The sequence below is a fragment of the Pseudomonas iridis genome, assembly GCF_017980685.1.
Taxonomy (GTDB): Bacteria; Pseudomonadota; Gammaproteobacteria; order Pseudomonadales; family Pseudomonadaceae; genus Aquipseudomonas; species Aquipseudomonas iridis.
The window spans coordinates 233,746-259,113 of record NZ_JACXXO010000003.1; the positions used below are offsets into that span (position 1 = coordinate 233,746).

The 25,368-nt window shown below is 61.6% G+C and carries 14 protein-coding genes; 8 read left to right on the forward strand and 6 right to left on the reverse strand.

The genetic code is table 11. The features are described from left to right. The first annotated feature begins 111 nt into the window (after positions 1-111). From IEQ42_RS08640 to IEQ42_RS08655, 4 genes are all read left to right on the forward strand, one after another. The gene (locus tag IEQ42_RS08640; protein WP_042560063.1) at positions 112-633 is read left to right on the forward strand and encodes a DUF3455 domain-containing protein; all 522 of its coding nucleotides are present in this window, start codon (positions 112-114) and stop codon (positions 631-633) included. Between the two features lie 155 nt (positions 634-788). Further along, positions 789-1,316 carry a sigma-70 family RNA polymerase sigma factor gene (locus IEQ42_RS08645; RefSeq protein WP_210703226.1) on the forward strand — a complete coding sequence of 176 codons (528 nt, stop codon included), beginning with the start codon at positions 789-791 and terminating at the stop codon, positions 1,314-1,316. After that, positions 1,313-2,005 carry an anti-sigma factor gene (locus tag IEQ42_RS08650; RefSeq protein ID WP_210703227.1) on the forward strand — a complete coding sequence of 231 codons (693 nt, stop codon included), beginning with the start codon at positions 1,313-1,315 and terminating at the stop codon, positions 2,003-2,005. The genes IEQ42_RS08645 and IEQ42_RS08650 overlap by 4 nt, the downstream gene beginning before the upstream one ends. Positions 2,006-2,118: 113 nt before the next feature. Further along, positions 2,119-2,598: a hypothetical protein gene (locus IEQ42_RS08655; protein WP_210703228.1), complete on the forward strand. Its 480-nt coding sequence runs from the start codon at positions 2,119-2,121 to the stop codon at positions 2,596-2,598. 71 nt (positions 2,599-2,669) lie between these two features. Here the strand turns inward: IEQ42_RS08655 and IEQ42_RS08660 are convergent, their stop codons facing one another. Beyond that, a complete protein-coding gene (locus tag IEQ42_RS08660; RefSeq protein ID WP_210703229.1) occupies positions 2,670-3,761 on the reverse strand; it encodes a DUF1615 domain-containing protein in 1,092 nt (363 codons plus the stop codon). Positions 3,762-4,016: 255 nt separating this feature from the next. Here IEQ42_RS08660 and IEQ42_RS08665 point away from each other — a divergent pair, with 255 nt between their 5' ends. Together IEQ42_RS08665 and IEQ42_RS08670 are read left to right on the forward strand one after the other, a co-directional pair. After that, positions 4,017-6,221: a TonB-dependent receptor gene (locus IEQ42_RS08665; RefSeq protein ID WP_210703230.1), complete on the forward strand. Its 2,205-nt coding sequence runs from the start codon at positions 4,017-4,019 to the stop codon at positions 6,219-6,221. Positions 6,222-6,560: 339 nt separating this feature from the next. Next, on the forward strand, positions 6,561-8,096 hold the full coding sequence (locus tag IEQ42_RS08670) for an FAD-dependent monooxygenase (protein ID WP_210703231.1): 1,536 nt from the start codon (positions 6,561-6,563) through the stop codon (positions 8,094-8,096). A 128-nt stretch (positions 8,097-8,224) separates the two neighbouring features. On the opposite strand, the gene hemB is transcribed toward IEQ42_RS08670, so the two are convergent. Beyond that, entirely contained in the window at positions 8,225-9,199 is a 975-nt protein-coding gene (hemB, locus tag IEQ42_RS08675) for a porphobilinogen synthase (RefSeq protein WP_210703232.1), read from the reverse strand. Positions 9,200-9,437: 238 nt separating this feature from the next. Beyond that, positions 9,438-10,136 (reverse strand): glutathione S-transferase family protein, encoded by a 699-nt coding sequence (locus IEQ42_RS08680; protein ID WP_042560071.1) that lies wholly within the window; start codon positions 10,134-10,136, stop codon positions 9,438-9,440. Positions 10,137-10,479: 343 nt separating this feature from the next. On the opposite strand from IEQ42_RS08680, the gene IEQ42_RS08685 reads away from it, so the two are divergent. Beyond that, entirely contained in the window at positions 10,480-11,154 is a 675-nt protein-coding gene (locus tag IEQ42_RS08685) for a histidine phosphatase family protein (RefSeq protein ID WP_210703233.1), read from the forward strand. 362 nt (positions 11,155-11,516) lie between these two features. Here IEQ42_RS08685 and mnmH read toward each other — a convergent pair whose 3' ends face one another. Together mnmH and selD are read right to left on the reverse strand one after the other, a co-directional pair. Next, complete coding sequence (gene mnmH / locus IEQ42_RS08690; protein ID WP_210703234.1) at positions 11,517-12,620, reverse strand: tRNA 2-selenouridine(34) synthase MnmH; 1,104 nt, start codon at positions 12,618-12,620, stop codon at positions 11,517-11,519. Then, entirely contained in the window at positions 12,620-13,654 is a 1,035-nt protein-coding gene (gene selD, locus IEQ42_RS08695) for a selenide, water dikinase SelD (protein WP_210703235.1), read from the reverse strand. Before selD ends, mnmH begins: the two co-directional genes overlap by 1 nt. Before the next feature lie 584 nt (positions 13,655-14,238). Between selD and IEQ42_RS08700 the strand changes: the two genes are divergently transcribed. Further along, positions 14,239-14,478, forward strand: coding sequence for a DUF6124 family protein (locus IEQ42_RS08700; RefSeq protein ID WP_210703236.1), 240 nt, complete (start codon positions 14,239-14,241; stop codon positions 14,476-14,478). 138 nt (positions 14,479-14,616) lie between these two features. Here the strand turns inward: IEQ42_RS08700 and IEQ42_RS08705 are convergent, their stop codons facing one another. After that, positions 14,617-25,143 carry an autotransporter-associated beta strand repeat-containing protein gene (locus IEQ42_RS08705; RefSeq protein WP_210703237.1) on the reverse strand — a complete coding sequence of 3,509 codons (10,527 nt, stop codon included), beginning with the start codon at positions 25,141-25,143 and terminating at the stop codon, positions 14,617-14,619. Positions 25,144-25,368: the final 225 nt, after the last annotated feature.

Sequence of the window (25,368 nt, forward strand, 5' to 3'; positions counted from 1 at the left end):
TGATTAAAAAATATTTTTCAGTCACTGCATCCAAACCCCTCCGTCACGGGTAGTCCCTGTAACAGCCCTCCTCGGCTGTCAGCGGTTTACCCTTTTCGGAGAAAGACACTGATGAACACCACACAGCTGATCTGCTTCACCGGTTTGCTCGCCGTCACCTCGACGACCTTCGCCCAAAGCAACTATCCGGACGCCATCAAAGTTCCGGAAGGCCACAAGATCGCATTGGAAACCACCGGGGTGGGCGAGATCACTTACGAATGCCGCGACAAGCCCAACGCTGCCGGGCAGACCGAGTGGACCTTCGTCGGCCCGAAAGCGGTGCTCAATGATCGCAGCGGCAAGCAGGTCGGCACCTATTTCGGTCCGCCAGCCACCTGGCAGGCCAAGGACGGTTCGAAAGTCACCGGTACGCAATTGGCCGTGGCGCCGTCGACTCCGGGCAACCTGCCCTATCAACTGGTCAAGGCCAACCCTGCTGAAGGCAAAGGCGCAATGACCGGCGTCAGCTACATCCAGCGCGTCGCGCTCAAGGGTGGCGTGGCGCCAGGCAGTGCCTGCACGGCGGATAACAAGGGCAAGCAGGAAGTGGTGAAGTATCAGGCGGATTATATTTTCTGGGCAGCGAACTGACGTTACAGGCCTGACACAAAACCTGTGGAAGCGGGCGTGCCCGCGATAGCGGTGGATCAGTGAAGTAGAAATTGGCTGACACGACGCCATCGCGGGCAAGCCCGCTCCCACAAGGTTCTGTGTGCAGAAGTTACATGTCAGCTAGATTGCACCACATGACCTTGCCTGAACCCGAATTCGATTATGAAGCCCGTCTCGCTGCCTGTGCCCGCGGCGAGCGTTCTGCCCTGCGCGATTTGTACGTGCAGGAAGGCCCGCGCCTGCTCGGTGTGACCAAACGGCTGGTGCGCGACACGGCGCTGGCGGAGGACATTGTCCATGACGCATTTATCAAGATCTGGAACGGTGCCGCGGGGTTTGACGCTTCACGAGGTTCGGCGCGTGGCTGGATGTACAGCGTGACGCGGCATCTGGCGTTGAATCAACTGCGTGATCACCGGCGGGAAACGCCGTTCGACGAAGACCACGAAGTGCTCGACGAGACTTTCAACGCGCAGGATCATTCGGCGCGCATCCATCGCTGCCTGGAACAACTCGACCCACAGCGCCGGCGCTGCATCCTCCACGCCTACGTCGACGGCTATACCCACGCGCAAATTTCCACGCGCCTCGGCACGCCGCTCGGCACGGTCAAGGCCTGGATCAAACGCAGCCTCAACGCCTTGCGGGAGTGCATGGGATGACCACTGAATCGGCGCAGGAACGCGATGAACTGGCGGGAGAGTACGTGCTCGGCACGCTCTCTGCCGAACAACGGATCGAGGTGCAGAAACGCCTGCCACATGAGCCTGAACTGCGTGCGGCGGTGGATGCCTGGGAGCGGCGGTTGCTGGAACTGACGGATTTCGCCGCGCCGCAACAACCGTCAGCGCTGCTGTGGCCGCGGATCAATCGCAGCATTGATCGACTCACGCAGCCAGCACCTTCAACCTCATGGTGGAACCTGCTGCCGCTGTGGCGCGGGTTGAGCGCTGCCGGCCTGGCCGCCACATTGGTGTTGGGCGCGATGCTGCTGACCCAGACCACACCGAAACCGAGTTATCTGGTGGTGCTGGTCGCGCCGCAGGACAAGGCTCCGGGCTGGGTGATCCAGGCGAGCAATTCGCGGGAAATCCAGCTGATTCCCTTGGGTGTGATGGAAGTGCCTGCGGACAAGGCGCTGGAGTTCTGGACCAAGGCTGACGGCTGGCAAGGCCCGGTATCGCTGGGGTTGGTCAAACCGGGGCAGGCGCTGTCGGTGCCCCTGGACAAGTTGCCGCCGCTGGAAGCGAATCAGCTGTTCGAGTTGACGCTTGAAGGGGCGAACGGTTCGCCAATCGGCAAGCCGACCGGGCCGATCCAGGCGATTGGCCGGGCAGTCAAAGTCCTCTGAATCAATCATCATTGCCGTCGATGTTCACCATCACGGCAATGAAGTTCTCTTAAAAAATCTCCGGCGTAACATCTGCTCCATACCAACCCAATAACACCCCGGAGCACACCATCATGAAACGCCAAACTCTTCTCAGCATCGCTTTCTCGGTTTTCGCAGTTAACGCTTTTGCCGCTACCCCGGCTCACACGATGATCGCTGCTGATGGCGCAGATCGTGTGCACCAGAGCACTATCGCCGCTGACGGCGCTGATCGCGTCAAAGGCAACACCATCGCTGCTGACGGTGCTGATCGCGTCAAAGGCAACACCATCGCTGCTGACGGTGCTGATCGTGTCAAAGGCAACACCATCGCCGCTGACGGCGCTGATCGCGTCAAAGGCAACACCATCGCCGCCGACGGTGCTGATCGTGTCAAAGGCAACACCATCGCTGCTGACGGTGCTGATCGTGTCAAAGGCAACACCATCGCTGCTGACGGTGCTGATCGCGTCAAAGGCAACACCATTGCCGCTGATGGTTCGGATCGCCTGAATGGCAACCGTGTCGCTGAAGGTGGTGCAGATCGTCTGAACGAACTTCGTAACGCTTGAATGAATGGCGTTAATCGCAACAACCCAGAGAAGCCCGGCTCCCGTAGCCGGGTTTTTTATGTCTGGGAAAGTTATCCGGCCTTGGCCATGCAGCGTTTGTAGCGCTCGTCCACACGTTTGGCGAACCATGCGGTGGTCAGTTTGCGGGTGATTTTCGGGCTCTGCAGCACGATCCCCGGCAGCACCGCCCGTGGCAGTGATTTGCCTTCGGCCTTTTCGGCCAGTGCAAAAACCTCTCGGTACAGCTTGGTCTCTTCGAATTCCAGGGTTTTGCCCTTCTCCAGTTGATCGCGAATGGTCGGATTGCGCATGCCCAATGACTTGCCAAGGGTACGCACCGCCAGTTCCGTGCCGCCGGGCATGATCGAGTCGTAGCGGATCAGGTCGCCATCCAGCGCCAGCGGGATACCCGATGCGCGGCTGACCGCATTCTGAAACGCCGCATTGCGGCTGGCGTACCAACCGGCGTTGAAGTCGGCGAAGCGATAGAGCGGCTCGCGGTAGCTCACGGGGTAGCCGAGCAAATGCGCGATGCCGAAATACATGCCGCCGCGACGGCTGAACACTTCGCGGCGGATCGTGCCGTCCACCGGGTACGGATAGTCCTTGGCGTGCTGCTCGGCAAATTCGATGCTGACCTGCATCGGCCCGCCGGTGTGCACCGGATTGAAGCCTCCAAACAGCGTGCGACCCATCGGCACCATGCCGATGAACTCGTCAAAAATGGCACTCAATTCCTTTTCACTGCGCGCCGCCTTCAAGCGTTCGCTGTAGGTTTTGCCATTGGAGGAGCGTACCTGCAAGGCGCCGCTGACCAGCAAGCTTGGGATGTGGACTTTGCCGGCACGACGGTCGATTTCGTCGCGGGCGATCTTACCCATGCCCGGCACTGTCGGGTCAGCTTGAAAGGTTGATTCCTGCTCGGTGACGGCCAGCACCGAACACAGGTTTTGCGTAGTCGGATTGATGTCCTGTGCAGCGAATGCCACGTAAATATCAGTCGCCCAGCCTTGGCGGTCAGCGATTTTCGCCGGTATCAGGCGCACGATCTCAGCCTTCACTTCGGCCGGAGGGCGCGGGGCGGGCTCGCCATTGCGCTGGCTGGCGCAACCGGCCAGCACCAGCATTGCTGCGAGGGTGATCAGTAATCGAGGGGTGTGCATGTTGCTTCATCCAGTCCGTTGAGGCGGGTTCACCATACGTTCAATGGTATGGCGCAGGCTAGGACTGCGATGATCCGGGCCTGTTCCCTGACTGAACACACTCCCCTGTAGGAGCGGGGTGATGCAGCGATGATGACAAACTGATTGCAAAACGTTACTGAGAAAATCTATCATTCGCGCCTGGAGTCGCATTTGCGCAAGGAGTTCCCGCGCCGCCCCACTTTCTCACCGGCCGTGCGCCTCCAGGTATGAAACATGTCCGCTCCTGCCCGACTACGCGTTCCTTTTCGTCCGACGCTTCTTGCCCTGCTCTGCTCCCTGACCGTTACCGCCCACGCTGCTGAAGAAGACAACAAAGCGCTGGTGCTGGACAACGTCAATATCAACGCTAAAGCGCCAGCGCCAAACGCCCTGCCCCCGGTCTATTCCGGTGGTCAGGTCGCACGCGGGGGCCAGCTCGGCGTGTTGGGCAATCAGGACATGATGGACGTGCCGTTCAGCGCCGCGTCCTACACCGAACAACTGATTCAGGATCAGCAAGCCGAAAACGTCGCCGACGTGCTGCTCAACGATTCGTCAGTGCGTCAGGCTTCGGGGTTTTCCAACCAGTCGCAGGTGTTCATGATCCGTGGCCTGCCGCTCAACGGCGACGACATTTCCTATAACGGCCTGTATGGCGTGTTGCCGCGGCAGATCATTTCCACCGACGCCCTGGAGCGCGTGGAAGTGTTCAAAGGCCCCAACGCTTTTATCAACGGCGTGACCCCGACCGGCTCCGGCATCGGCGGCGGCGTCAACCTGCAGCCAAAACGCGCCGGCGACGTGCCGCTGCGCCGCTACACCACAGACATCAACAGCGAAGGCCGCATCGGTCATCACTTCGACATTGGCCAACGCTTCGGTGAAGACAACCGCTTCGGCGCGCGCATCAACCTGTCCCAGCGCGAAGGCGACACTGGTATCGATCACGAAAACCAGCGCTCGAAACTGTTCGCCATCGGCCTCGACTATCGCGGCGATGCGCTACGAATTTCCGGCGACTTCGCCTATCAGAAGGAGCGCGTCAACGGTGGCCGCAGCTCGGTCAACCTCGGCACTGCCACGCACATCCCGGACGCGCGATCGGCCGACACCAACTACGCGCCGAAATGGGGCTACACCGACATCGAAGACACCTTCGGCATGCTCCGCGCCGAGTACGACCTCAACGACAACTGGACTGCCTATGCCGCTGGCGGCGCCAAACACACCCGTGAAGTCGGGCGCTACAACTCGACCACGCTGGTGGGCAACTCTGGCGCATCTTTCACCACCGGCTCTTTCATTCCTCACGACGAAGACAACACCAGCGTCATGGCGGGCCTCAACGGCAAATTCAATACCGGCCCGGTCAGCCACAAGCTCAACTTCGGCCTGACCGGCATCTGGACCGAACAGCGCAGCGCCTACGATTTTGACCTGACCCAATACGCCAACAGCATCTACCACCCGGTGCAGACGCCCGCGCCGGTCGGCAACTTTTCCGGCGGTGACCTGAATGATCCGGGCATCGTCGGCAAAACTTTCAACCGTAGTCTGGCGATTTCCGACACCCTCGGTTTCTTCGATGATCGCCTGCTGGTGACTGCCGGCCTGCGCCGCCAGCAACTCGTAGTGCAAGGTTATGGTTACGCCAGTTACGGCAGCGGCCCGCGTTCGTCGAGCTACGACGAATCGATCACCACGCCGGTCTACGGCATCGTGTTCAAACCGTGGGACCACGTGTCGTTCTACGCCAACCACATCGAAGGTCTGGCTCAAGGCCCGACCTCGCCGACCAGCTCCGGCGGGTTCCGCGTGACCAACGGCAACGAAGTCTATGCACCGGCACGCTCCAAGCAGACCGAGGCCGGGGTGAAGATCGACATGGGCACCTACGGCGCGAGCCTGGGGGTTTATCGCATCGAGCAGCCGAGCGACGGCTACTGTGAAATCGACAGCGCCACCACATGCACCTACGTGCGTGAAGGCGAGCAGGTCAACAAAGGCGTAGAAATGAACGTGTTCGGCGAGCCGATCCAAGGCCTGCGCCTGATCAGCGGCCTGACCCTGATGGATACCGAACTGAAAAACACCCTTAACGGCGCCAATGACGGCAACCGTGCCATTGGCGTGCCGACCTTCCAGTTCAACGCCGGCGCCGATTGGGACGTACCCGGCCTGCAAGGCGTGGCGCTGAACGCGCGGATGCTGCGCACCGGCGGCCAATACGCCGACGCGGCCAACAACCTCAGCCTGCCGACCTGGAACCGCTTTGACGCGGGTGCGCGTTATGCCTTCAAGGTCTCGGAGAAAGACGTGACGGTGCGTCTGGGGGTGGAGAACCTGGCCAACAAGAAGTACTGGGAATCGGCGCAGGGTGGTTATCTGACGCAAGGTGAGCCGCGCGTGGCGAAGTTGTCGGGCACGATTGATTTCTAAGGCCTGAAAAGCCCCTCACCCTAACCCTCTCCCGGAGGGAGAGGGGACTGACCGGGGGATGCTGAAGAGATACACCGACGTGAACATGCTGTACTGAATCCACAATCGACTCGATTTCTCAGGTCGACGGATCGCTCAAGACCGCTCGGTCGGCCCCCTCTCCCTCTGGGAGAGGGCTGGGGTGAGGGGCTGGATTCCCGTCACACCATTACACGTCAGTCGAACCCCAAAAAGGCCCCGCAACTTCAACGCTGCGGGGCCTTTTTCCGTCTGGCCGACAAACTGGCCACCCTCTCCTTCTGATCCATACTTGCTCCACAGCAAAAGGAGCACGCACCCATGAACCGCAGCGACGTCCTGATCATCGGCGCCGGCCCCACCGGGCTGGTGCTGGCCCTGTGGCTGAGCAAATTCGGCGTGCAGGTGCGCATCATCGACAAGACTGCCGGCCCCGGCACCACTTCCCGGGCGCTGGCGGTGCAGGCGCGAACGCTGGAGCTGTATCGGCAACTGGACCTGGCAGAGACCATCGTGCGCAACGGTCATCAGGTGGCGGCGGCAAACTTCTGGGTCAATGGCAAACCGGTCGCGCAGTTGCCGCTCAACCGTATCGGCGAGGGCCTGACGCCCTACTCGTTCGTCGAAATATTCCCGCAGGACCAACATGAACAGCTGTTGATCGAGCGTCTCGAAGATTATGGCGTGCGCGTCGAGCGCGAAACCACGCTGGAAAGTTTCGAGGAAACCAGCGACGGCGTCACCGCCCATTTGCGCCTGCCCGATGGCGAGCAGGAAATCTGCCAGGCCTGCTATCTGGCAGGTGCAGACGGGGCGCGGTCGGTGGTGCGCAAAAACCTCGACGCCGGTTTTCCCGGTGGCACTTATCAGCAGATTTTCTATGTGGCGGATGTCCAGGCCAGCGGCCCGGCGCTCAACGGCGAGTTGCATCTGGATCTGGACGAAGCCGACTTTCTCGCGGTGTTTCCACTGGCCGGCAAAGGCCGCGCGCGATTGATCGGCACCGTGCGTGACGAACGTGCGGAGCGTGCCGAAACGCTGGAGTTTTCTGATGTCAGCAGCCGCGCCATCGAACACCTGAAAGTGCACATCGAGGACGTCCACTGGTTTTCCACCTACCGCGTGCACCACCGCGTGGCCGAGCATTTTCGCGGCGGGAGGGCGTTTCTGCTCGGCGACGCGGCCCATGTGCACAGCCCGGCGGGCGGGCAGGGCATGAACACCGGCATCGGCGATGCAATCAATCTGGCGTGGAAACTCGCTGCAGTCCTCAGCGGCGGTGCCGAGGCGAAACTGCTCGACAGCTACGAAACCGAACGCATCGCCTTCGCCCGGCGGCTGGTCTCCACCACCGACAAAGTGTTCAGTTTTGTCACGGCCGAGGGGCGCATGGCCGATCTGTTGCGCACGCGGCTGGCACCGTTTCTGATTCCCAGGATGGCGTCGTTCGAGGCGAGTCGCGAATTCCTTTTTCGCACGGTCTCACAAGTCACCCTCAACTATCGTGGCATGCCGCTCAGTCAAGGCACGGCCGGCCACGTCCACGGTGGCGATCGCTTGCCGTGGGCACATGACGGTGAGGGAGATAATTACGAACCGCTGAGGCAGCCGTGCTGGCAGGTGCATGTGTATGGCGACACCAGCGACGAAATGCTCGCCTGGTGCCTTGAACATCATTTGCCGCTGCACGTGTTCGACTGGCGACCGGCGTTTGAAACGGCAGGATTGGCGCGCAACGGTTTTTACCTGTTGCGCCCGGACACCTACGTGGCGATTGCCGATAGCAGCGCCGATCCGAAGGTGATTGAGCGCTACTTCCGCGACCAAGGGATCCGGCCATTTTTCGCCTGCCCCTGACCCACGAACACCACAGAAACCTGTGGGAGCTGGCTTGCCAGCGATGAGGTCAGCACAGCCAAAATCAACCTCGACTGAACCACCGCTATCGCTGGCAAGCCAGCTCCCACAGGGTTTTGCGGTGCGGGTTAGATCCCGGCCAGCGCCAGATCCATCGCGAAATACGTGAGGATCAGATCCGCCCCCGCACGCTTGATCGCGCCCAGGCTCTCGCGCACCACGCGATCCTCATCAATCGCGCCGGCCTGCGCGCCGAACTTGATCATCGCGTACTCGCCGCTGACCTGATACGCCGCCAGCGGCAGGTTCGACGCTTCGCGGATATCGCGGATGATGTCCAGGTACGCACCGGCCGGTTTGACCATCAGCGCATCGGCACCTTCCTGCTCGTCGAGCAGCGATTCGCGCAGGGCTTCGCGGCGGTTCATCGGGTTCATCTGATAGCTTTTGCGGTCGCCCTTCAACGCGCTGCCACCGGCCTCGCGGAACGGGCCGTACAGCGCCGAGGCGAATTTGGTCGAATAGGCCATGATCGGAATCTGGGTGAAGCCGGCCGCATCCAGTGCCTGACGAATCGCCCGCACCTGACCGTCCATCGCCGCCGACGGCGCAATCACATCAGCACCGGCACGGGCAGCAGCAACGGCCTGTTTGCCGAGGTTGATGAGGGTCTGATCGTTGTCGACTTCATGGTTGTGCATCACGCCGCAGTGGCCGTGATCGGTGTATTCGCAGAAACAGGTGTCGGACATCACGATCATTTCCGGCACGGCGTCCTTGGCGATGCGCGACATGCGCGAGACCAGGCCCTCTTCGCGCCAGGTGTCGCTGCCGTTGCTGTCCAGATGATGGGACACACCAAAGGTCATCACCGACTTGATGCCGGCGCGGGCATAGCGCTCGATTTCGCTGGCCAGTTTGCGCTCGGGAATACGCATCACACCGGGCATGCTCTTGATCGGCACGAAGTCATCGATCTCTTCCTCGACGAAAATCGGCAGCACCAGATCATTCAGGCTGAACTCGGTTTCCTGGAACAGACTGCGCAGGCTCGCATTGCGGCGCAGACGGCGGGGACGTGCTTCGGGGAACTGACTGGACATGGGGCTTTCCTGAAAACGGAAGATGAGACGAAAGTCGTAGGGGGCGAAGCTTATGCCTTGCAGGCGTTGGCGTACAAACCTGGATCAATCAAGACAGCATTACTGAGTGCGTAATAATCTTTCAGGCACCCTGAAACCCTGTGGGAGCTGGCTTGCCAGCGATGACGGCGGCAGGGTCGACATGAATGTTGCCATTTCCACCGCTATCGCTGGCAAGCCCCACAGGGTTGTGTGTCAATCAGGAAGGGATCGTTAAACCACGGATTACCGCAGGCCGTGCCAGAAAACGCTCCAGCACCCGGGTGACATTCGGGAAGTTGCTGATGCCCACCAAGTCACCGGCCTCATAAAAGCCAATCAAATTACGCACCCACGGAAATGTCGCGATATCGGCAATGGTGTAACGCTCGCCCATGATCCAGTCGCGACCTTCCAGCCGACCGTCGAGCACCTTGAGCAGACGTTTGCTCTCTTCGACGTAACGATCACGCGGGCGTTTGTCCTCGTAATCCTTGCCGGCGAACTTGTTGAAAAAACCGAGCTGGCCAAACATCGGGCCGATGCCGCCCATCTGGAACATCAGCCACTGCAGGGTTTCATAGCGCAAGGTGCCCTCCTGCGCGAGCAACTGGCCGCTCTTGTCGGCGAGGTAAATCAGGATCGCGCCAGACTCGAACAACGGCAGCGGCTGATCTTCGGGGCCGTGGGGATCAAGAATCGCCGGGATCTTGTTGTTCGGGTTCAGCGAGAGGAACTCCGGGGACAACTGATCATTGGTGTCGAAACCCACGCGGTGCGGCTCGTACGGCAGGCCGATCTCTTCAAGCATGATCGACACCTTGACGCCATTGGGTGTCGGCAAGGAATAGAGCTGAATCCAGTCAGGGTACTGCGCCGGCCATTTCTGGGTGATCGGGAACGCGGACAGATCGGTCATGGGAAGCATCCAGTCACAAATTAAAGCCCGATCATAATGTAGGCGCTGCCGCAGGCTGCGATCTTTTGAGTTTGAGCGTTTCAACAGGATCGAAAGATCGCAGCCTTCGGCAACGCCTACAGGAACCGTAACATTCAGTGATTATTCTCTGCCAATGCTGTGAGTGCTTGCCATTAGAGTGCCGCGCACGCTTGCGAATCGAACCAAAGGGCCTCGGAGGACTCTGAGCTATGCCCTTGTTGCAGAGGAAGCGCTTCATGACATGGAAAACACCCGGTGCTGGGAGCCTGCGGTGTAAAGGTTTGTCAGCCTTAACCGAACACGCTGAAGACCTTTTTATTTCATGTCGAATTTGATGAGTTTCGCCAAACGCTTCAAACATCGCGCCTACGTTGCCCTGCCCTCCCTGTTGGCGGTCAGCGCGTTGTTCCTGTCGCTGGAATCCAGCGAAAGCCGTGCACAACCGGTGGACGGCACCCAGACCCTGGTGTTCCTGCGCCACGCCGAAAAGCCTGAAGGTGGCCTCGGCCAGCTCAATTGCCAGGGCTTGAACCGCGCCATTGACCTGTCGACGTTGCTGCCGGAGAAATTCGGCGCTGCCGACTACGTGTTCGCCGCCAATCCGACGCGCAACGTCGAGGAAGGCGAGCTGGACAACTCCTACAGCTATATTCGCCCGCTGATGACCATCAGCCCCGCCGCCATCAAGCTCGGCCTGCCCGTGAACATCGAATTTTCGGCCAATGACACCAGCGATCTGGCGCGCGAACTGCTGGAGGACAAGTATCACAACTCCACCATCTACACCGCGTGGTCCCACGGCTATTTGCCGGAACTGATCAACAAAGTCGCGGGCAACGCGGTCGGTGAAAAACAGAACATTACCGATGACTGGGCGGGCAGCGACTTTGATTCGCTGTATGTGCTGACCCTGACCTGGCACAACGGCAAGGCCAGTTTGCAGAGCCACAGCTACAAGCAAGGGCTGGATAACGGCAAGGCCACCTGCCCGACTTGAGTCTTCGGGTGCCTGTTCGGGCCTCATCGCTGGCGAGCCAGCTCCCACAGGTTTTGAATGCACAATGAATGCTGTGGAAGGCTGGATGATGGCTGGGACACTTGTCTGACTTGAGTCTTCTACTGTCAGTGATGGCCTCATCGCTGGCAAGCCAGCTCCCACAGGTTTTGAATGCACAACGAATGCTGTGGAAGACTGGATGATGGCTGGGACAGTTGTCTGACTTGAGTCTTCTACTCTCGGTGATGGCCTCATCGCTGGCGAGCCGGACTCCCGCAGGTTTGGAGTGATGCGCATATTTGCGCTGACCCCACAACACTGTGGGAGCTGGCTTGCCAGCGATGAGGCCGGCAAACACGCCATCAGGCTTTCTGATTCACCCGCTCGCGCAGATACTCGATAACCGCCCCACGCTCCCCGGCAAACTCGATACGCCCGCCCTTTTTCTCGCGCTGGAACACATACATCGGGTCGTAATACTCACGCAGCAACCCTTCGATCCAGCCGCGATGCAGATCCACCACACCACTGCGAGCCTGCTCTGACAGCGCCGCTTCCATCAAATCGAACAGCCGCCGATGGCGTTCGCCACCCAGGCGTTTCTGCACGTTGTTCAGGCTCTCAAGCAGCCGCTCTGCGAACAGCGCAAAACCTTCCTCGCCATGCACCGATGCAAACTCGGCAGACAGATCGACCACGTAATCACGCAGAATCCGCTCCACGCGATCCTCGAAACTGTCTTCCAGCCAGACCATCGGGTACTGCTGCATGCCCTGATACATCGCCAGCGGCAAGGCGCAACTGCCGACCACCCGACTCTCGTCCTCCAGCACAAACTGCTCGATACCGGCATCACGCTTCTTGAGGATGTCGATGGCCAAGCGGTTCTCGAAATCGATGTTCGACGGCTGCGCGGTGGCGCGTTTACCGAAACTGGAGCCGCGGTGATTGGCGTGCCCTTCCAGATCCAGGCCATTACGCAATTGCACCAGCACTTCGGTCTTGCCGGTGCCGGTCATGCCGCCCAGCAAAACGAAATCACACTGCGCGATGGCTTGTTCAGTGGTGTCGATAAGGAAGCTGCGCATCGCCTTGTAACCGCCGCCAACGCGAGGATAGTCAATGCCGGCCTCGTCACGCAGCCATTGTTGGGTGATCTGCGAACGCAAACCGCCGCGAAAGCAATAGAGGTAACCGTCGGGATGGGCCCGGGCGAAATCCGCCCAGGCCTGAATGCGCTCGGCCTTCACCGCACCGGACACCATTTGATGGCCCAACTCGATGGCGGCCTGCTGGCCGTGCTGCTTGTAACAGGTGCCGATTTTCTGCCGCTCGATGTCATTCATCAGCGGCAGATTGATCACGCCAGGGAACGCGCCTTTGTGAAACTCGACCGGCGCGCGGGCGTCCATCAGCGGCCGATCGTTGAGGAAAATATCGCGGTAATCGGTGCAGTCGCGGAGCATCAAATCACCTCGACTGCGTTCGTCTGTCGCTCGACCAATTCGCCAATTGGCGCCAGGTTCAAGCCCAGTTCGGCGGCGACGGCGAGGAACTCGTCATTGCCTTCAGGCGTAACCGCGATCAACAGACCGCCGCTGGTTTGCGGGTCGCAGAGCACACGTTTGTGCAGCTCCTGCACACGGCCGACCTTGCTCGAATAACTGTCGAAGTTGCGCAACGTACCGCCGGGGACACAGCCCTGTTCGAGGTAATACTCGACGCTGTCCAGACGCGGCACTCGGTCGTAGGTAATGCGCGCCGTGAGCTGGCTGCCGTCGGCCATTTCCACCAGATGCCCGAGCAGGCCGAAACCGGTGACGTCGGTCATCGCCGTAACGCCAGCGAGTTTGCCGAAGCGGCTGCCGGGTTTGTTCAGCGTGCACATCCAGTCGCGAGCGACTCCGACGTCGGCAGGACGCAACTTGCCTTTCTTTTCGGCCGTGGTGAGGATGCCGATGCCCAGCGGTTTGGTCAGGTACAGCAGGCAACCGGCGGTGGCGGTGTCGTTGCGTTTCATGTGGCGTTTTTCCACCAGACCGGTCACCGCGAGACCGAAAATCGGCTCTGGCGCATCAATCGAATGCCCGCCCGCCAACGGAATGCCTGCCGCGTCGCACACCGCACGCCCGCCACGGATCACTTCCCGTGCCACTTCCGGCGCCAGCACATTCACCGGCCAGCCGAGTATCGCAATCGCCATCAACGGATCACCGCCCATCGCATAGATGTCGCTGATCGCGTTGGTCGCGGCAATGCGCCCGAAGTCGAACGGATCATCGACGATCGGCATGAAGAAGTCCGTGGTCGAAACTACACCGCGCTCGGCATCAATTTCATAGACCGCCGCGTCATCGCGCGAAGCGTTGCCGACCCACAGTTTCGGGTCAAGGTTCTGCGCGCCGCTGCCGGCCAGAATCACCTCCAGCACCTGCGGGGAAATCTTGCAGCCGCAACCGGCACCGTGACTGTATTGGGTGAGGCGAATCGGCTCGCTCATGGGAAAGAGTCTCTGGCAGGGAATGGGGCGGATTCTAGCAGAGCGCGGCTGACAATTTTTCTGCTGACTGTCAGGGCGCCTTCGCGAGCAAGCTCGCTCCCACCTCAGATCGCTATACCCTGCGCAGACCCAGTGTGGGAGCGAGCCTGCTCGCGAAGGCTATTGAGCAGTCAATGAGCACTTCATTGCAAAGCGCAAAAAGTGTCCTGATGAAAAATCATCCGCCACTGCTCGACAGTTCCTACACCGATTTCACTGGTTACATGTTTGGGCTACGGCAGGTTGCGTCTTTGCCTACAACAACGCCAGAATCGGCCGGCTTGTGTGCCTTGCGCGCTGTCCCTATTGTTTCTCGGTCGCTGAAATTCAGCGGTCGGGCTTGGCGGCCCGGAAAGGTGTTGCAGGTTCTGTCATGAAAGTTTCAGGCACTTATGAGTGCCAGACTCACTTTATGGCAGGTTGCACATGGATTCCTTCGGGGATGCCGATTCACCTTTCTCGGTCCGCCAACCTTGTGCAACCTGCCACCCACTCTGCTTGGCGGCAGATGGGGTAAGTCCATCGATCTGAAAGGTGATTTCACAATGGTCAAAGTTACTCCGGATCCCCCCAGCACCATGTTCATGGTCGCCCCCGAAATCGACACCGAATCGCTCCTCGCCAACGCCTGCGAATCATTGGCCTCTGCCAAAGTGATGCTGACCGAATTTGCCGCCGTGCTGAATGGCCCTAACCGCAGCATCGCGCTGGGCATCGCCCAGATCGTCATGCTCGGTGAACTTGCAGTGAACCGGGCCTTGGACAATATCGACCCGCAACAGTAAAGAACGAAAGATCGCAGCCTGCGGCAGCGCCTACAGGAAAAACGCGAATTCCCATGTAGGAGCTGCCGCAGGCTGCGATCTTTTGCCTCTGCAAAAAAAACCGCCCTTTCGGGCGGTTAAAAGTGCTTCGACCCTAAATCAGAAGCCAAGGCTGAAGCTGATCGTCATCGCATGATCGTTGTTGTCATCCGACAGTTGCCCCGAGTAGCCGATACCAAGTTTGCCGGTCGGACTGATCTGGAAGTCCACGCCCGCTTCGACTATCGCGCTGTCCTTGGCAATCGGTACGCCTTGGGTGCTGAACGAGGCGCCGCCGTCGATGAAGGTCAGGTCGGCATCAGGTTTGGTGTCGCCGAACGCATGCCGCCAGCCCACTGCCGCGCGCGGGGTGAATTGCCCGCCGTTGGCCAGGGTGATGACTTTGCCGGCACGCAGGCCGAGGGTGGAGAAGGTGATGTCCTGATCGGCATCGGCTTTCAGGCGCCCTACTCCGCCTTTTTCCTTGGCCTTGTCAGTGTCGTAGTTGACGTAGGCCAGACCTGCGAACGGCTCCAGAGCAATGCCGGCAGCTTGCATTGTGTAACCGACTTCACCGAACACCTGAGCGCTACGAGCGTCGTAATTGGCCTCCAGACGGTCGTTGTAGGTGCCGACGCTGACATCACGCTTGGTCTCGATGTCGTGCCAGCTGTAAGCCGCGCCGAGGCGCACTGCCAAAGCATCGAACTGCGAGTTGAGATATGCCGCCAGGTGGTAGCTTTCTACCGTGGCATCCGAGCGACGATCATGCGCATCGAGGTCGCTGCGGGTGTAACCGGCGGCCATGCCCAGGCGCCACTGGTCATCGAGTTGCTTGTCAGTGCCGAGCATGAAGCCGCTGAGGTTGCGGTCGAGTTTGGCGCTGTTGCTGTCGCCATCCGACTCACCCCAGGCGCCAAGTGCGCGGGCCCAGCCGACCATCTCGCCGTGGCAACCGTTGCTGCTCAACTGGTTGTCGCTTGGCGCCAAGGCACGGCGTGGATCATCCAGCGCACTGCACGAAGGCTGGCGCATGCGGTCGTTAACGGCTTCGCGCACGTAACGCGAATCCTCGAGGATCGCACTGGCGGTGCTGGCATGAATCTCCCCGGACAGGCTGTCGAAGGCATTGCGCGCACCGGCCACGCTGAGGTTGACGATCTGGTTCTGCAACGCCGCGCCCGCCGCACCGTTGCGCGACAATGCCGAAGCGGTATTGCGCTGATTGCCCGTGGCGGCGACGTCGGCGAACGAGTTGTCGTTACGGCTCACTACCAGGTTTACCGCGTTGGCGTCGTACACCAGCGCCGAGTCGAGGAATGCGTATTGCGGCAGATCCGCTGCACTGAAGGTACCGGTGACACCGCCGCCCGCCGTGATCAGCGAATACGTGGTGTTGCCAGTGAACGGCGCAAGCGAGTTGACTTGCAGACCGCCACCCAGCGCAGCCGTACCGCCGACCGCCAGCGGTGTAGCGGTTGGCGAGCTGACTGTCAGCGCCAGCACACCGCTGGAAGCATTGGTCAGGTTGCCGGCGACACTCAACGTGCCCGCCTCGGCCCCGGATTGCACCAGACCATTGTTGACCACCGAACCGACACTGCCGTTACCGCTGAGCGCAGCGCCGCTGGCGACAGTGACCTGCCCTCCCAACGAGGCCTGAGCAGCGCGGCTGCCGATTTGCAGCACGCCTTGATCGACCGCTACGGTGCCGCTGAACGGGTTATCACCGGTCAACAGCAAGGTGCCCGTGCCGCGTTTGAGCATGGCGCCGAGCCCGCGCAACGACCCGTTAAATTGCCCGTTGAAGTTCTGCACGAACAACAGCGAAGCGTTGTTGAGGATGTTGCCTTGCAAGCTGGTGGTGTTACCCGCCAACGTACCGCCGCTGACAGTCGTGCCACCGCTGTAAGTGTTGGCGCCGCTCAACACCAGAGTCCCGGAATCGAGCTTCTCGATGCCGCCCGTGCCCACCAGCGGTGTGGAGATTTCCGCGCTGCCACCAGCATTCACCCGCACCGGTGCGAGACTGCCGTCTGCGCCGTTGACCGGAGTCAGCGTACCGCCAGCGCCAGGCGCGAGGCTGTAGCCATTGCTGAGGAACTGCAAACCAGTGAAGTTCTGATTACCCAACACGGTGACAGTGCCGGCCTGACCACCAAACACAGCGAACTGCCCGTTGGAGGCCAACGCCTGGGTGCCGCTCGGATCAGTCCAGTTGGTCCCCGGCCCCCACACACCACTGCCGCCACCGATGCTGCCATCGGGATTGGTGGTGCCGCCGTTCCAGAACTGCACTTCACCCGGCGAGTCTTGCACCAGCAGATTGATCTGATTGGCAATGGCGGTTTGCAGGGTCAGGTTGGCCTGCGCAACCGGCAGGCTGCCGTAGACCAGACCGTTGTCGGTCAGGCTGCCGCCGTAGCTGAACAGTTGATAGACGCCTGTGCCGAAACCACCGGCGTTGCTGATGTTCAGCGTGCCGTCGAGGGTCAGGTTGCCGGCGACATTGACCACCGTGGTCGAACTGGCGGCAGACCCGAGGCTGAAGTCCAGATCAGTCCCCGAAGACAACGCCAACGCACCGACTGACAGCGGCGTCGCCGTGCCGCCACCGGCCAGCGTCGCGCCGTCGGCCAGTTGCAGCGAACCGCCCAATTGACCGCCACCGCCAATCTGCGCACCGCTGGCGACGTTGACGTTGGCACTGTTGAGCACACCGTTGACGGTCAAGGTGCCGGCCTGCACAGAGGTGTTGCCGGTGAAGCTATTGTTGCCGGTCAGCAGCAACTGACCGCTGCCGGTTTTATTCAGCGTGCCGGTACCGGTGAGGTTGCCGGTGTAGCTGCCGTCGGCGTTTTGCTCGAAGGTCAACGCCGCGTTGTTGGCGATTGCACCTTGCAGGCTGCTGGTGTCGCCTCGAGTGCTACCGCCGTTCAGCGTGGTGCCACCGCTGTAGGTGTTGGCGCCGCTGAGCAGCAGGTCGCCGCTGCCGTTTTTCACCAGACTGCCGGTGCCGGTGACCGCGCCGATCAGCGTGGTGTTCTGGTTGCCGGCGAGTGTCAGCTCGGCGCCCAGGTTGATGGCGTTGGCCAGTTGCAGCGCCGAGGTGCTGTCCAGTGTGCCGTTGCCGAGCACACTCAATGCACCGCTGCTGATTGCGCTGTTGTTGCCCAGAGCCAGCGTGCCGCCACTCAGTTGGGTGCCACCGGAGTAAGTATTGCTGCCATTGAGAGTCAGGCTCGAAGCACCGGTTTTGATCAAACTGCCGCTGCCGCTGACGACGCCACCGAGGGTCAAGGCGTTGGAGCCGGCGACGCTCAATCCTCCGTTGAGCACCACATCATTGCCGAGGCTGACAGCGGTGTTGCTGTCCAGCGCAGTGCCATTCGCGGCAGTTAACACACCAGTGCCGAGCGCGGCATTGTCGCCGACGACAATCGTACCGCCATTGAGCGCGGTGCCGCCGGTGTAGCCGTTGGCAGCGTTGAGCACCAGGGTGCCGGTGTCATATTTGCCGAGGGTGCCTGCGCCGTTGAGCGCTACACCGACGGTTGCCGTGGCATTCGGATCGACGCGCACCGAGGCGTTGCCCAGCGAACCGTTGACCAGATTGAGCGATCCCGCCGTGCCGTTCTGCAGGCTGTAGCCATCGGTGACGAACTGCATGCCGGTGATGGTTTGCGCGCCGTTGACCGTAACCGTGCCCGCCGCGCCCTGGAACACCGCGAAGTTGTTGGTCCAGGCTTGATTGGTGGTGCCGTTGACGTCGGTCCAGTTCGTGGTGCCGGTGCCCCAGGTACCGTTGCCACCGTCGACCGTGCCGTTGGCGATCAGTTGGCTACCGTCCCAGAACTGCACGGTGACGGCTGGCGCGGTGACCAGCAGGTTGAGCTGATTGGCCTGCGCGGTCTGCAGTTGCAGATCGCCCACTGAGACGCTGCCCGGCACGCTGCCGATGAGCATGCCGTTGTCGATCAGGCCACCGGTGTAGTTGATCAGGCGATACACGCCGCTGCCAAAACCGCCGATGTCGCTGACATTGAGTGTGCCATCGAGGGTCAGGTTGCCGCCGACGTTGACCAGCGCGTTACCGCCACCCGACACCGGCGTACCGAGGCCGACATCGAAGTTGGAGTTGCCGTTGAATACCAGCGAATCCACCGACAAGGTGCTGCCGGTGACACCCGCCAGATGTCCGCCATCGGCCACGGTCACCGCACTGGTCAACGTGCCGCTGCCGCCGAGTGTGCCGCCGTTGTTGACCAACACATTGGCGCTGGCCAGCGAACCGTTGACCTGCAAGGTGCCGGCGTTGACGTTGGTGTCGCCCGTGAGGTCGCTGATGCCGCTCAGGGTCAGGCTGCCAGTGCCGAGTTTGGTCAGCCCGCCGTCACCGCTGAGGATGCCAGCGAACGTGCTGCTGACGTTATTGCTGCCCAGGCTCAGCGTGTTGCCAGTGCCGATCAGCGCAGTGCCGCTACCCGTCAGGCTGGCGAGACTGCCCGATGCGCCGAGATTGAGGGCTGCGCCAGCACCGAGATTGACCGTCGCATCATTGCCCAGCGCTGTACCGCTCAGGGTGGTGAGGCTGCCGGACAGCACATCGAAGGTCCCGCTGAACGTGTTGTTGCCGCTCAACGTCAGGTCGGCCAGGCCGTTTTTGCTCAACGTTCCGGACCCGGCAACCACGCCGCCCAGGGTCAGGTTGTTGTTACCGGCCAAGGCCAGATTCGCATTGACGTTGACGTCGTTCGCCAGCACCAGCGGCGAGCTGTTGTCGAGGGTCGACGCGCCAGCCACGTTCAGTGCGCCGGAGCCCAATGCCGCAGCGGTGCCAAGAGTCAAGGTGCCGGCATTTAAGGTAGTGCCGCCGGTGAAGGTATTGACGCCGTTGAGGGTCAGGTTCGACGCGCCGTCCTTGATCAGTCCGCCCGCGCCGCTGACTACACCGGCGAGCGTCAGGTTGTTGTTGCCGGTGTTGCTCAGGTTGGCGTTGAGCACGATGTTGTTGCCCAGGCTCAACGCACTGGTGCTGTCCAGCGCCGAAGCGCCGGCCACGGTGAGGTTGCCCAGCCCCAGCGCCGAGTTGCTGCCAGCGGTCAGGGTGCCGGCGCTCAGGTTGATGCCGCCGAGGAAGTTGTTGTTGCCGCTCAGGGTCAGGTTGGCCGCGCCGGTTTTGCTCAGGCTGCCCGCACCATTGATCGTGCCGGCAAGCGTCAGGTCTGCCGTACCGCCAATGCCGAGGTTCCCCGCCAGATTGACCGCGTTATTCACCGAAACCGCGGTGGCGGCATCGAGCGTGGTGCCGCCCGCCGCGTTCAGGGTGCCGGAGCCCAGCGCCGAGTTCGACGCCAGAATCAGTCCGCCGGCATTCAGCGCCACCGGCCCGAGGAAGGCATTGTTGCCGCCGAGCGTCAGGTTGGCCGCGCCGGTTTTGATCAGGCCGCCAGTGCCGCCGATCACGCCGTTAAGCGTCAGCGCATTGCTGCCGACCACGGTGAGGTTGCCATTAAGGGTCGCTGCGTTGCCGAGAGTCACCGCAGCATTGCTGTCCAGTTGCGTGCCGGCGTTGGCGGTCAGTGTGCCGCTGCCCAGCGCGGTGTTGCTGCCAACGATGATCTTGCCGCCGTCCAGTTGCGTGCCGCCGCTGTAAGTGTTGGCGCCGTTGAGCACCAGGGTGCCGGTATCGAGTTTGTTGAGGATGCCGCTGCCATCGATATTGACGCCGATGGTCGCGGTCACACCCGGATCAACGCGCAACGCGGTGGTCCCCCCGGTGCCGTTGACAGCAGTCAGTTGCCCCGCCGTGCCATTCACTACGTTGTAGCCATCGGTGAGGAACTGCATGCCGGTGAACGCTTGCGTGCCGTTGACCGTCACCGTACCCGCCGAGCCCTGGAATACCGCGAAGTCGCCCGCCCACGGTTGATTGACCAATCCGTTGGCATCGGTCCAGTTGGTGCCCACCGCATTCCAGGTACCGGTGCCGCCGTCGACGACGCCGTTGGCAATGGTCTGGCTGCCATCCCAATAACGGATGTTCACGTTCGGTGCCGACACTTCAATGTTGATCTGGTTGGCCACACCGGTTTGCACGATCAAGTCGCCGAGGCCGTAGCCGACCGGTACGCCGGCAACATCGAGACCGAGATTGGTCAGGGCACCGGTGTAGTTGAACAAGCGATACACACCGACCCCGAAACCGCCGGCGTCAGTGACGTTGAGATTACCGTCGAGGGTGAGGTTGCCGCCGACATTCATCAACGACGTGGTCGACGGTGTCCCCAGTGCTACATCAACATTGCTGCCGGCCGCGAGGGTCAGCGCACCGGCGGACAGTTGATTGCCCGAGGACAGCGCCAGATGGCCGCCGCTGTTGACGTTGACGGTACCGAGCGCCGAACCGGTACCGCTCAGGGTACCGCCGGTATTGACGTTGATCTGCGCGCTGGCCAGCGAACCGCTGAGATTCACGATGCCGCTGTTGATCGCGGTGTCGCCGGTGATGCCGTTGATTCCGGTGAGGTTCAAGGTGCCGGTGCCGACTTTGATGAGGCCGCCGCTGCCGCTGAGGTCGCCGTCGAACGTGCTGGTGCCGTTGCCACTGCCGACGGTCAGCGTGTTGCTGCCGGTGAGTTGCACGCTGCCACTGCCGGTCAGTGCTCCGAGGCTGGCGTCGCTGCCCAGGTTCAACCCGGCGCCGGCGCTGACGTTGACGCCGGCGGTGTTGCCCAGCGCGTTGGTGTTCAACGTCGTGACGCTGCCGGACACAATGTTCAGCGCGCCGGTAAAGGTGTTGTTGCCGGCCAGGGTCAGGTCTGACAGGCCATTTTTGGTCAGGCTGCCGGCGCCGTCGATGATGCCGTTGAGGCTCAGGTCGTTGTTGCCCGCGATGGTCAGCCCGGCGTTCAACGTGATCGCATTGCCGATTCCGAAGGAAGCGCTGTTATCCAGGGTTGCAGCGCCGCCGACGATCAACCCACCGCTGCCCAAACCGTTGGCATTGCCCAGCGTCAGGGTGCCGGCATTGAGCGCGGTGCCGCCGCTGAAGGTGTTATTGCCGTTGAGCGTCAGGTTGGCCGCGCCGTTCTTGATCAATTGGCCGGTACCGCTAGCGATGCCGCCGAGGGTCAGGTTCTGCGTACCGCCGACGGTCAGCGCAGCATTGAGGGCGACAGCGTTGCTGAGACTGACCAGCGGTGAATTGCTGTCCAGCGTCGCCGCGCCGCCAACGGTCAAGTCACCCGTGCCCAGCGCCGAACTGTTGCCGACGGTCAATGTGCCGGCGTTCAAAGTCGTGCCGCCGAGGAAGTTGTTGGCAGCGTTGAGAATCAGATTGGCCGCGCCGTCTTTCACCAGACTGCCAGCGCCGCTGACCAGACCGGTCAGGGTCAGATCCGCCGTGCCGCCGATGTTCAAGGCTCCGGCCAACGCCACCGCGTTGTTCAGGCTGACGGCGGTATTGGCGTCGAGCGTAGTGCCTGCCGCCGCGTTCAATGTGCCGGCGCCCAGCGCGTTGTTACTGCCGAGGATCAGTTTGCCGGTGTTCAGCGCGGTGTTACCGAAATAGGTGTTGGCGCCGTTGAGGATCAGGTCGGCGGCGCCGTTCTTGACCAGCCCACCGATACCGGCGACCACGCCGCCGAGGGTCAACGCATTGGTGCCGCCCAGAGTCAGCGTGCCGCCGAGGTTGACGTTGTTGGCCAGGGTTGCTGCGGTACCCGCGTCCAGCGTGGTGCCGTTCGATGCGTTCAGTGCACCAGTGCCGAGCGCCGTGTTGGAGCCGACGATCAGCGAACCGGCATTCAGCGCCGTGGTACCGGTGTAGGTGTTGGCGCCGTTGAGGGTCAGGCTCGACGCGCCCGTCTTGATCAAACCGTTGGCGCCACTGATCACGCCGTCGAGGGTCAGCGCGTTGGCGCCGCCGGCGGTGAGGTTGGCGTTGAGGGTAATCGCGTTATTCAGGGTCAGCGCCGAGCTGCTGTTGAGGGTGCCCGCCCCGGCCACGGTCAGTGCGCCAGTGCCGAGTGCTGCACCATTGCCGACAGTCAGACTGCCGGCGTTCAGCGTGGTACCGCCAGTGTACGTGTTGGCGCCACTGAGGGTCAGGTTGGCCGCGCCATTCTTGAGCAACTGACCGGCGCCGTTGATCACACCGGAGAGGGTCAGGCCGCTGCTGCCGCCGAGGGTCAGGGCACTGCTGTTGAGGTTGACGTTATTGCTCAGGTTGACGGCGGTGTTGCTGTCCAGTGCTGAAACGTCGATGACGTTCAGCGCACCGCTGCCCAACGCAGCATCATTGCCCACGGTGAGGGTGCCGGCGGCCAGCGTGGTATCGCCGAGATAGGTGTTGGCGCCGTTGAGAGTCAGGTTAGTAAAACCGCGTTTGGTCAGCCCGCCACTGCCACTGATAACACCGCCGAGGGTCAGGTCAGCGCTGCCACGGACTTCCAGATCGCCACCCAGGGAAACGGCGTTGGTCAATGCGACCGCGGTGCTGGCATCAAGCTTGGTGCCTGCCGCGGTCGTCAAGGCCCCCGTACCCAGCGCAGTGTTGGAGCCGACAATCAGCGTGCCGGCATTGAGCGCGGTACCGCCGGCAAAGGTGTTGTTGCCGCTGAGGGTAAGGTCCGCCGTGCCGTTCTTGATCAGGTTGCCGGCACCGCTGACGACGCCACTCAGACCCAATGCCTGCGTGCCACCGATGGTCAGCCCTCCCGCCAGCGCTACGGCATTGGCGAGCGTCACGGCCGTGGTCGCGTCCAGCGTGGTGTTGGCCGCCGCGTTCAATGCGCCAGTGCCGAGCGCGGTGTTGCTGCCGACAAACAGGCTGCCGGCGTTGAGCGCGGTATTGCCGGCGTTAGTATTGTTGCCGGTCAGCGTCAGGCTGGCGCTGCCGCTTTTGGTGATGGCGCCGGTGCCGGACAAAATGCCATCCAGGGTCAAGGCATTGCTGCCGAGCACGTTCAGCGCGCCAGTCATGGCGATGTTGTTGGCCAGCGAGACGTTGGCGGTGCTGTCGAGGCTAGTGCCGGCAGCCGTGTTCAGTGCGCCGCTGCCCAGCGAATCGTTGTTGGTCACCAGCAAGCTACCGGCGCTCAGGGTGGTCGTGCCGGTGTAACCACTGTTGGCGCCGCTGAGGGTCAGGCTGCCGGTGCCGGTTTTGCTCAGGCCGCTGCTGCCGGAGATCAACCCGCCGAGGGTCAGTGCGCCGGTGCCGCCGGCCGTCAATGTGCCGCCGAGGCTGATGGCGTTGTTCAGGCTGATCGTGCCGGGGGCACTCAGGGTTGTCGCGCCGGTGACGTTGAGGGTGCCAGTGCTCAGCGCAAGGTTGTTGCCCAACTGCACGGTGCCGCCGTTGAGTATGGTGTTGCCCAAGTACGTGTTGGCGGCGCTGAGGCTCAGTTGCCCGGAACCGACTTTGGTCAGGCCGCCGCTGCCGGAAATCACCCCGCTGAGGGTGGTGGCGTTGGTGCCTTGCACCGTCACGCCACCGGCACCGAGGGAGATCAGATTGCTGACGTTCAACCCGGCGTTGCTCGCCTGCAAAATCCCGCCGTTGGAGGTGATCACACCGCTGCCAAACGTGGCGTTGTTGTTGAACTGGGCGACGCCGCCATTGAGCGTGGTCGCGCCACTGACCAAGGGTCCCTGCAAGGTCCAGGTGCCGCTGTTGATGGTCAGATTGTTGAAGTTGACGTAGGTGGCGCTCGACGCTGTGCCGACTCCGGTGGTACCGCCGCCGACGCCGATCGGGTTTTGCAGGATCAGGCTGTTGGTGCCGCCTGCGCCGCCATCGACGGTACCGGTCGGGGCGAAGGTCAGGTTGATGCCGATCAGGCCACCGAGACCGACGCTGACCTGAACACCGTCACCGACCTGCACCGTAGAACCGGTAATCGCCGTGAACGTGTTGGTGCTGCTTGCGCCCATCGACACGCCGCCGGTAATTGCGCCGGCGTTGGTAAATGTATTGCCCGCGGCCGACGTCTCGAACGCGATCCGGCCGTTGATGACACCGGTGCTGCTGTTGGTCATGTTGACCTGCGAACCGCCGTAGACGCCGACTACCGGCGTATCGGCCAGGGTGATGCCCCCAATCGATAATCCCGTGGAGGTGATGGTGCCGTTGTTGGTGATGCTGGTGGTACCGGCCGCCGCATTGTTCACCGCGATACCCAGGCCGTCGATGCTGGTCAGGTTGAGCCCGAGCAACATGCCGGTGCCGCGAATGATGCCGCTGGCGTTGTTGAGCACGCTGACCGTACTCGTCGCGCCGGTCCCAATGAATGCACCGCCACTCAATACCGAAACCAGGCCCAGCAATGCCGGATCAAGCGTGCCTGAGTTGTTGAGGGAGATGTTCACCCCGGTCAGGTCCATCACGTGGCCGCCCAGGGTCGCGTTCATCTGCGCGCCACTGTTGACGTTGACCGTGAGACCGTTGGTAGCGCTGTTGAAGTTATTAAGAAACAGCGGCAGGCTCGGCACGCCGGTACAGGTCACCGTAGAACCCGCGGTGGAACAGGTGGCTAGCGCCGGCATGCTCACTGCGCCGAACAACAGTCCGGCGACGCTCAAGTGCACAGCAAGGGAAAGAGGGGAGAAACGCGAAACGAGGGCGACACCGGACCTTACTTCCACGGGCTACTCCTTTGTCGTGGCCAATTCTTCCTTGAATGCGTGAGAAGTCAGGCTTATTCCGCACGCGAATCAAGACTGCGACGGTCATCACAAAACCGTTGATTGCTGACAACGCTAGTAGAGCCGCGCAAATGGGAGCGGATTAAATGGTATTAATACTTTAATACTAGGCCCTCTAAATCAGGGCTTTCAGCCTGTGAACAAGGGGAACTGGCCGTAAAACAT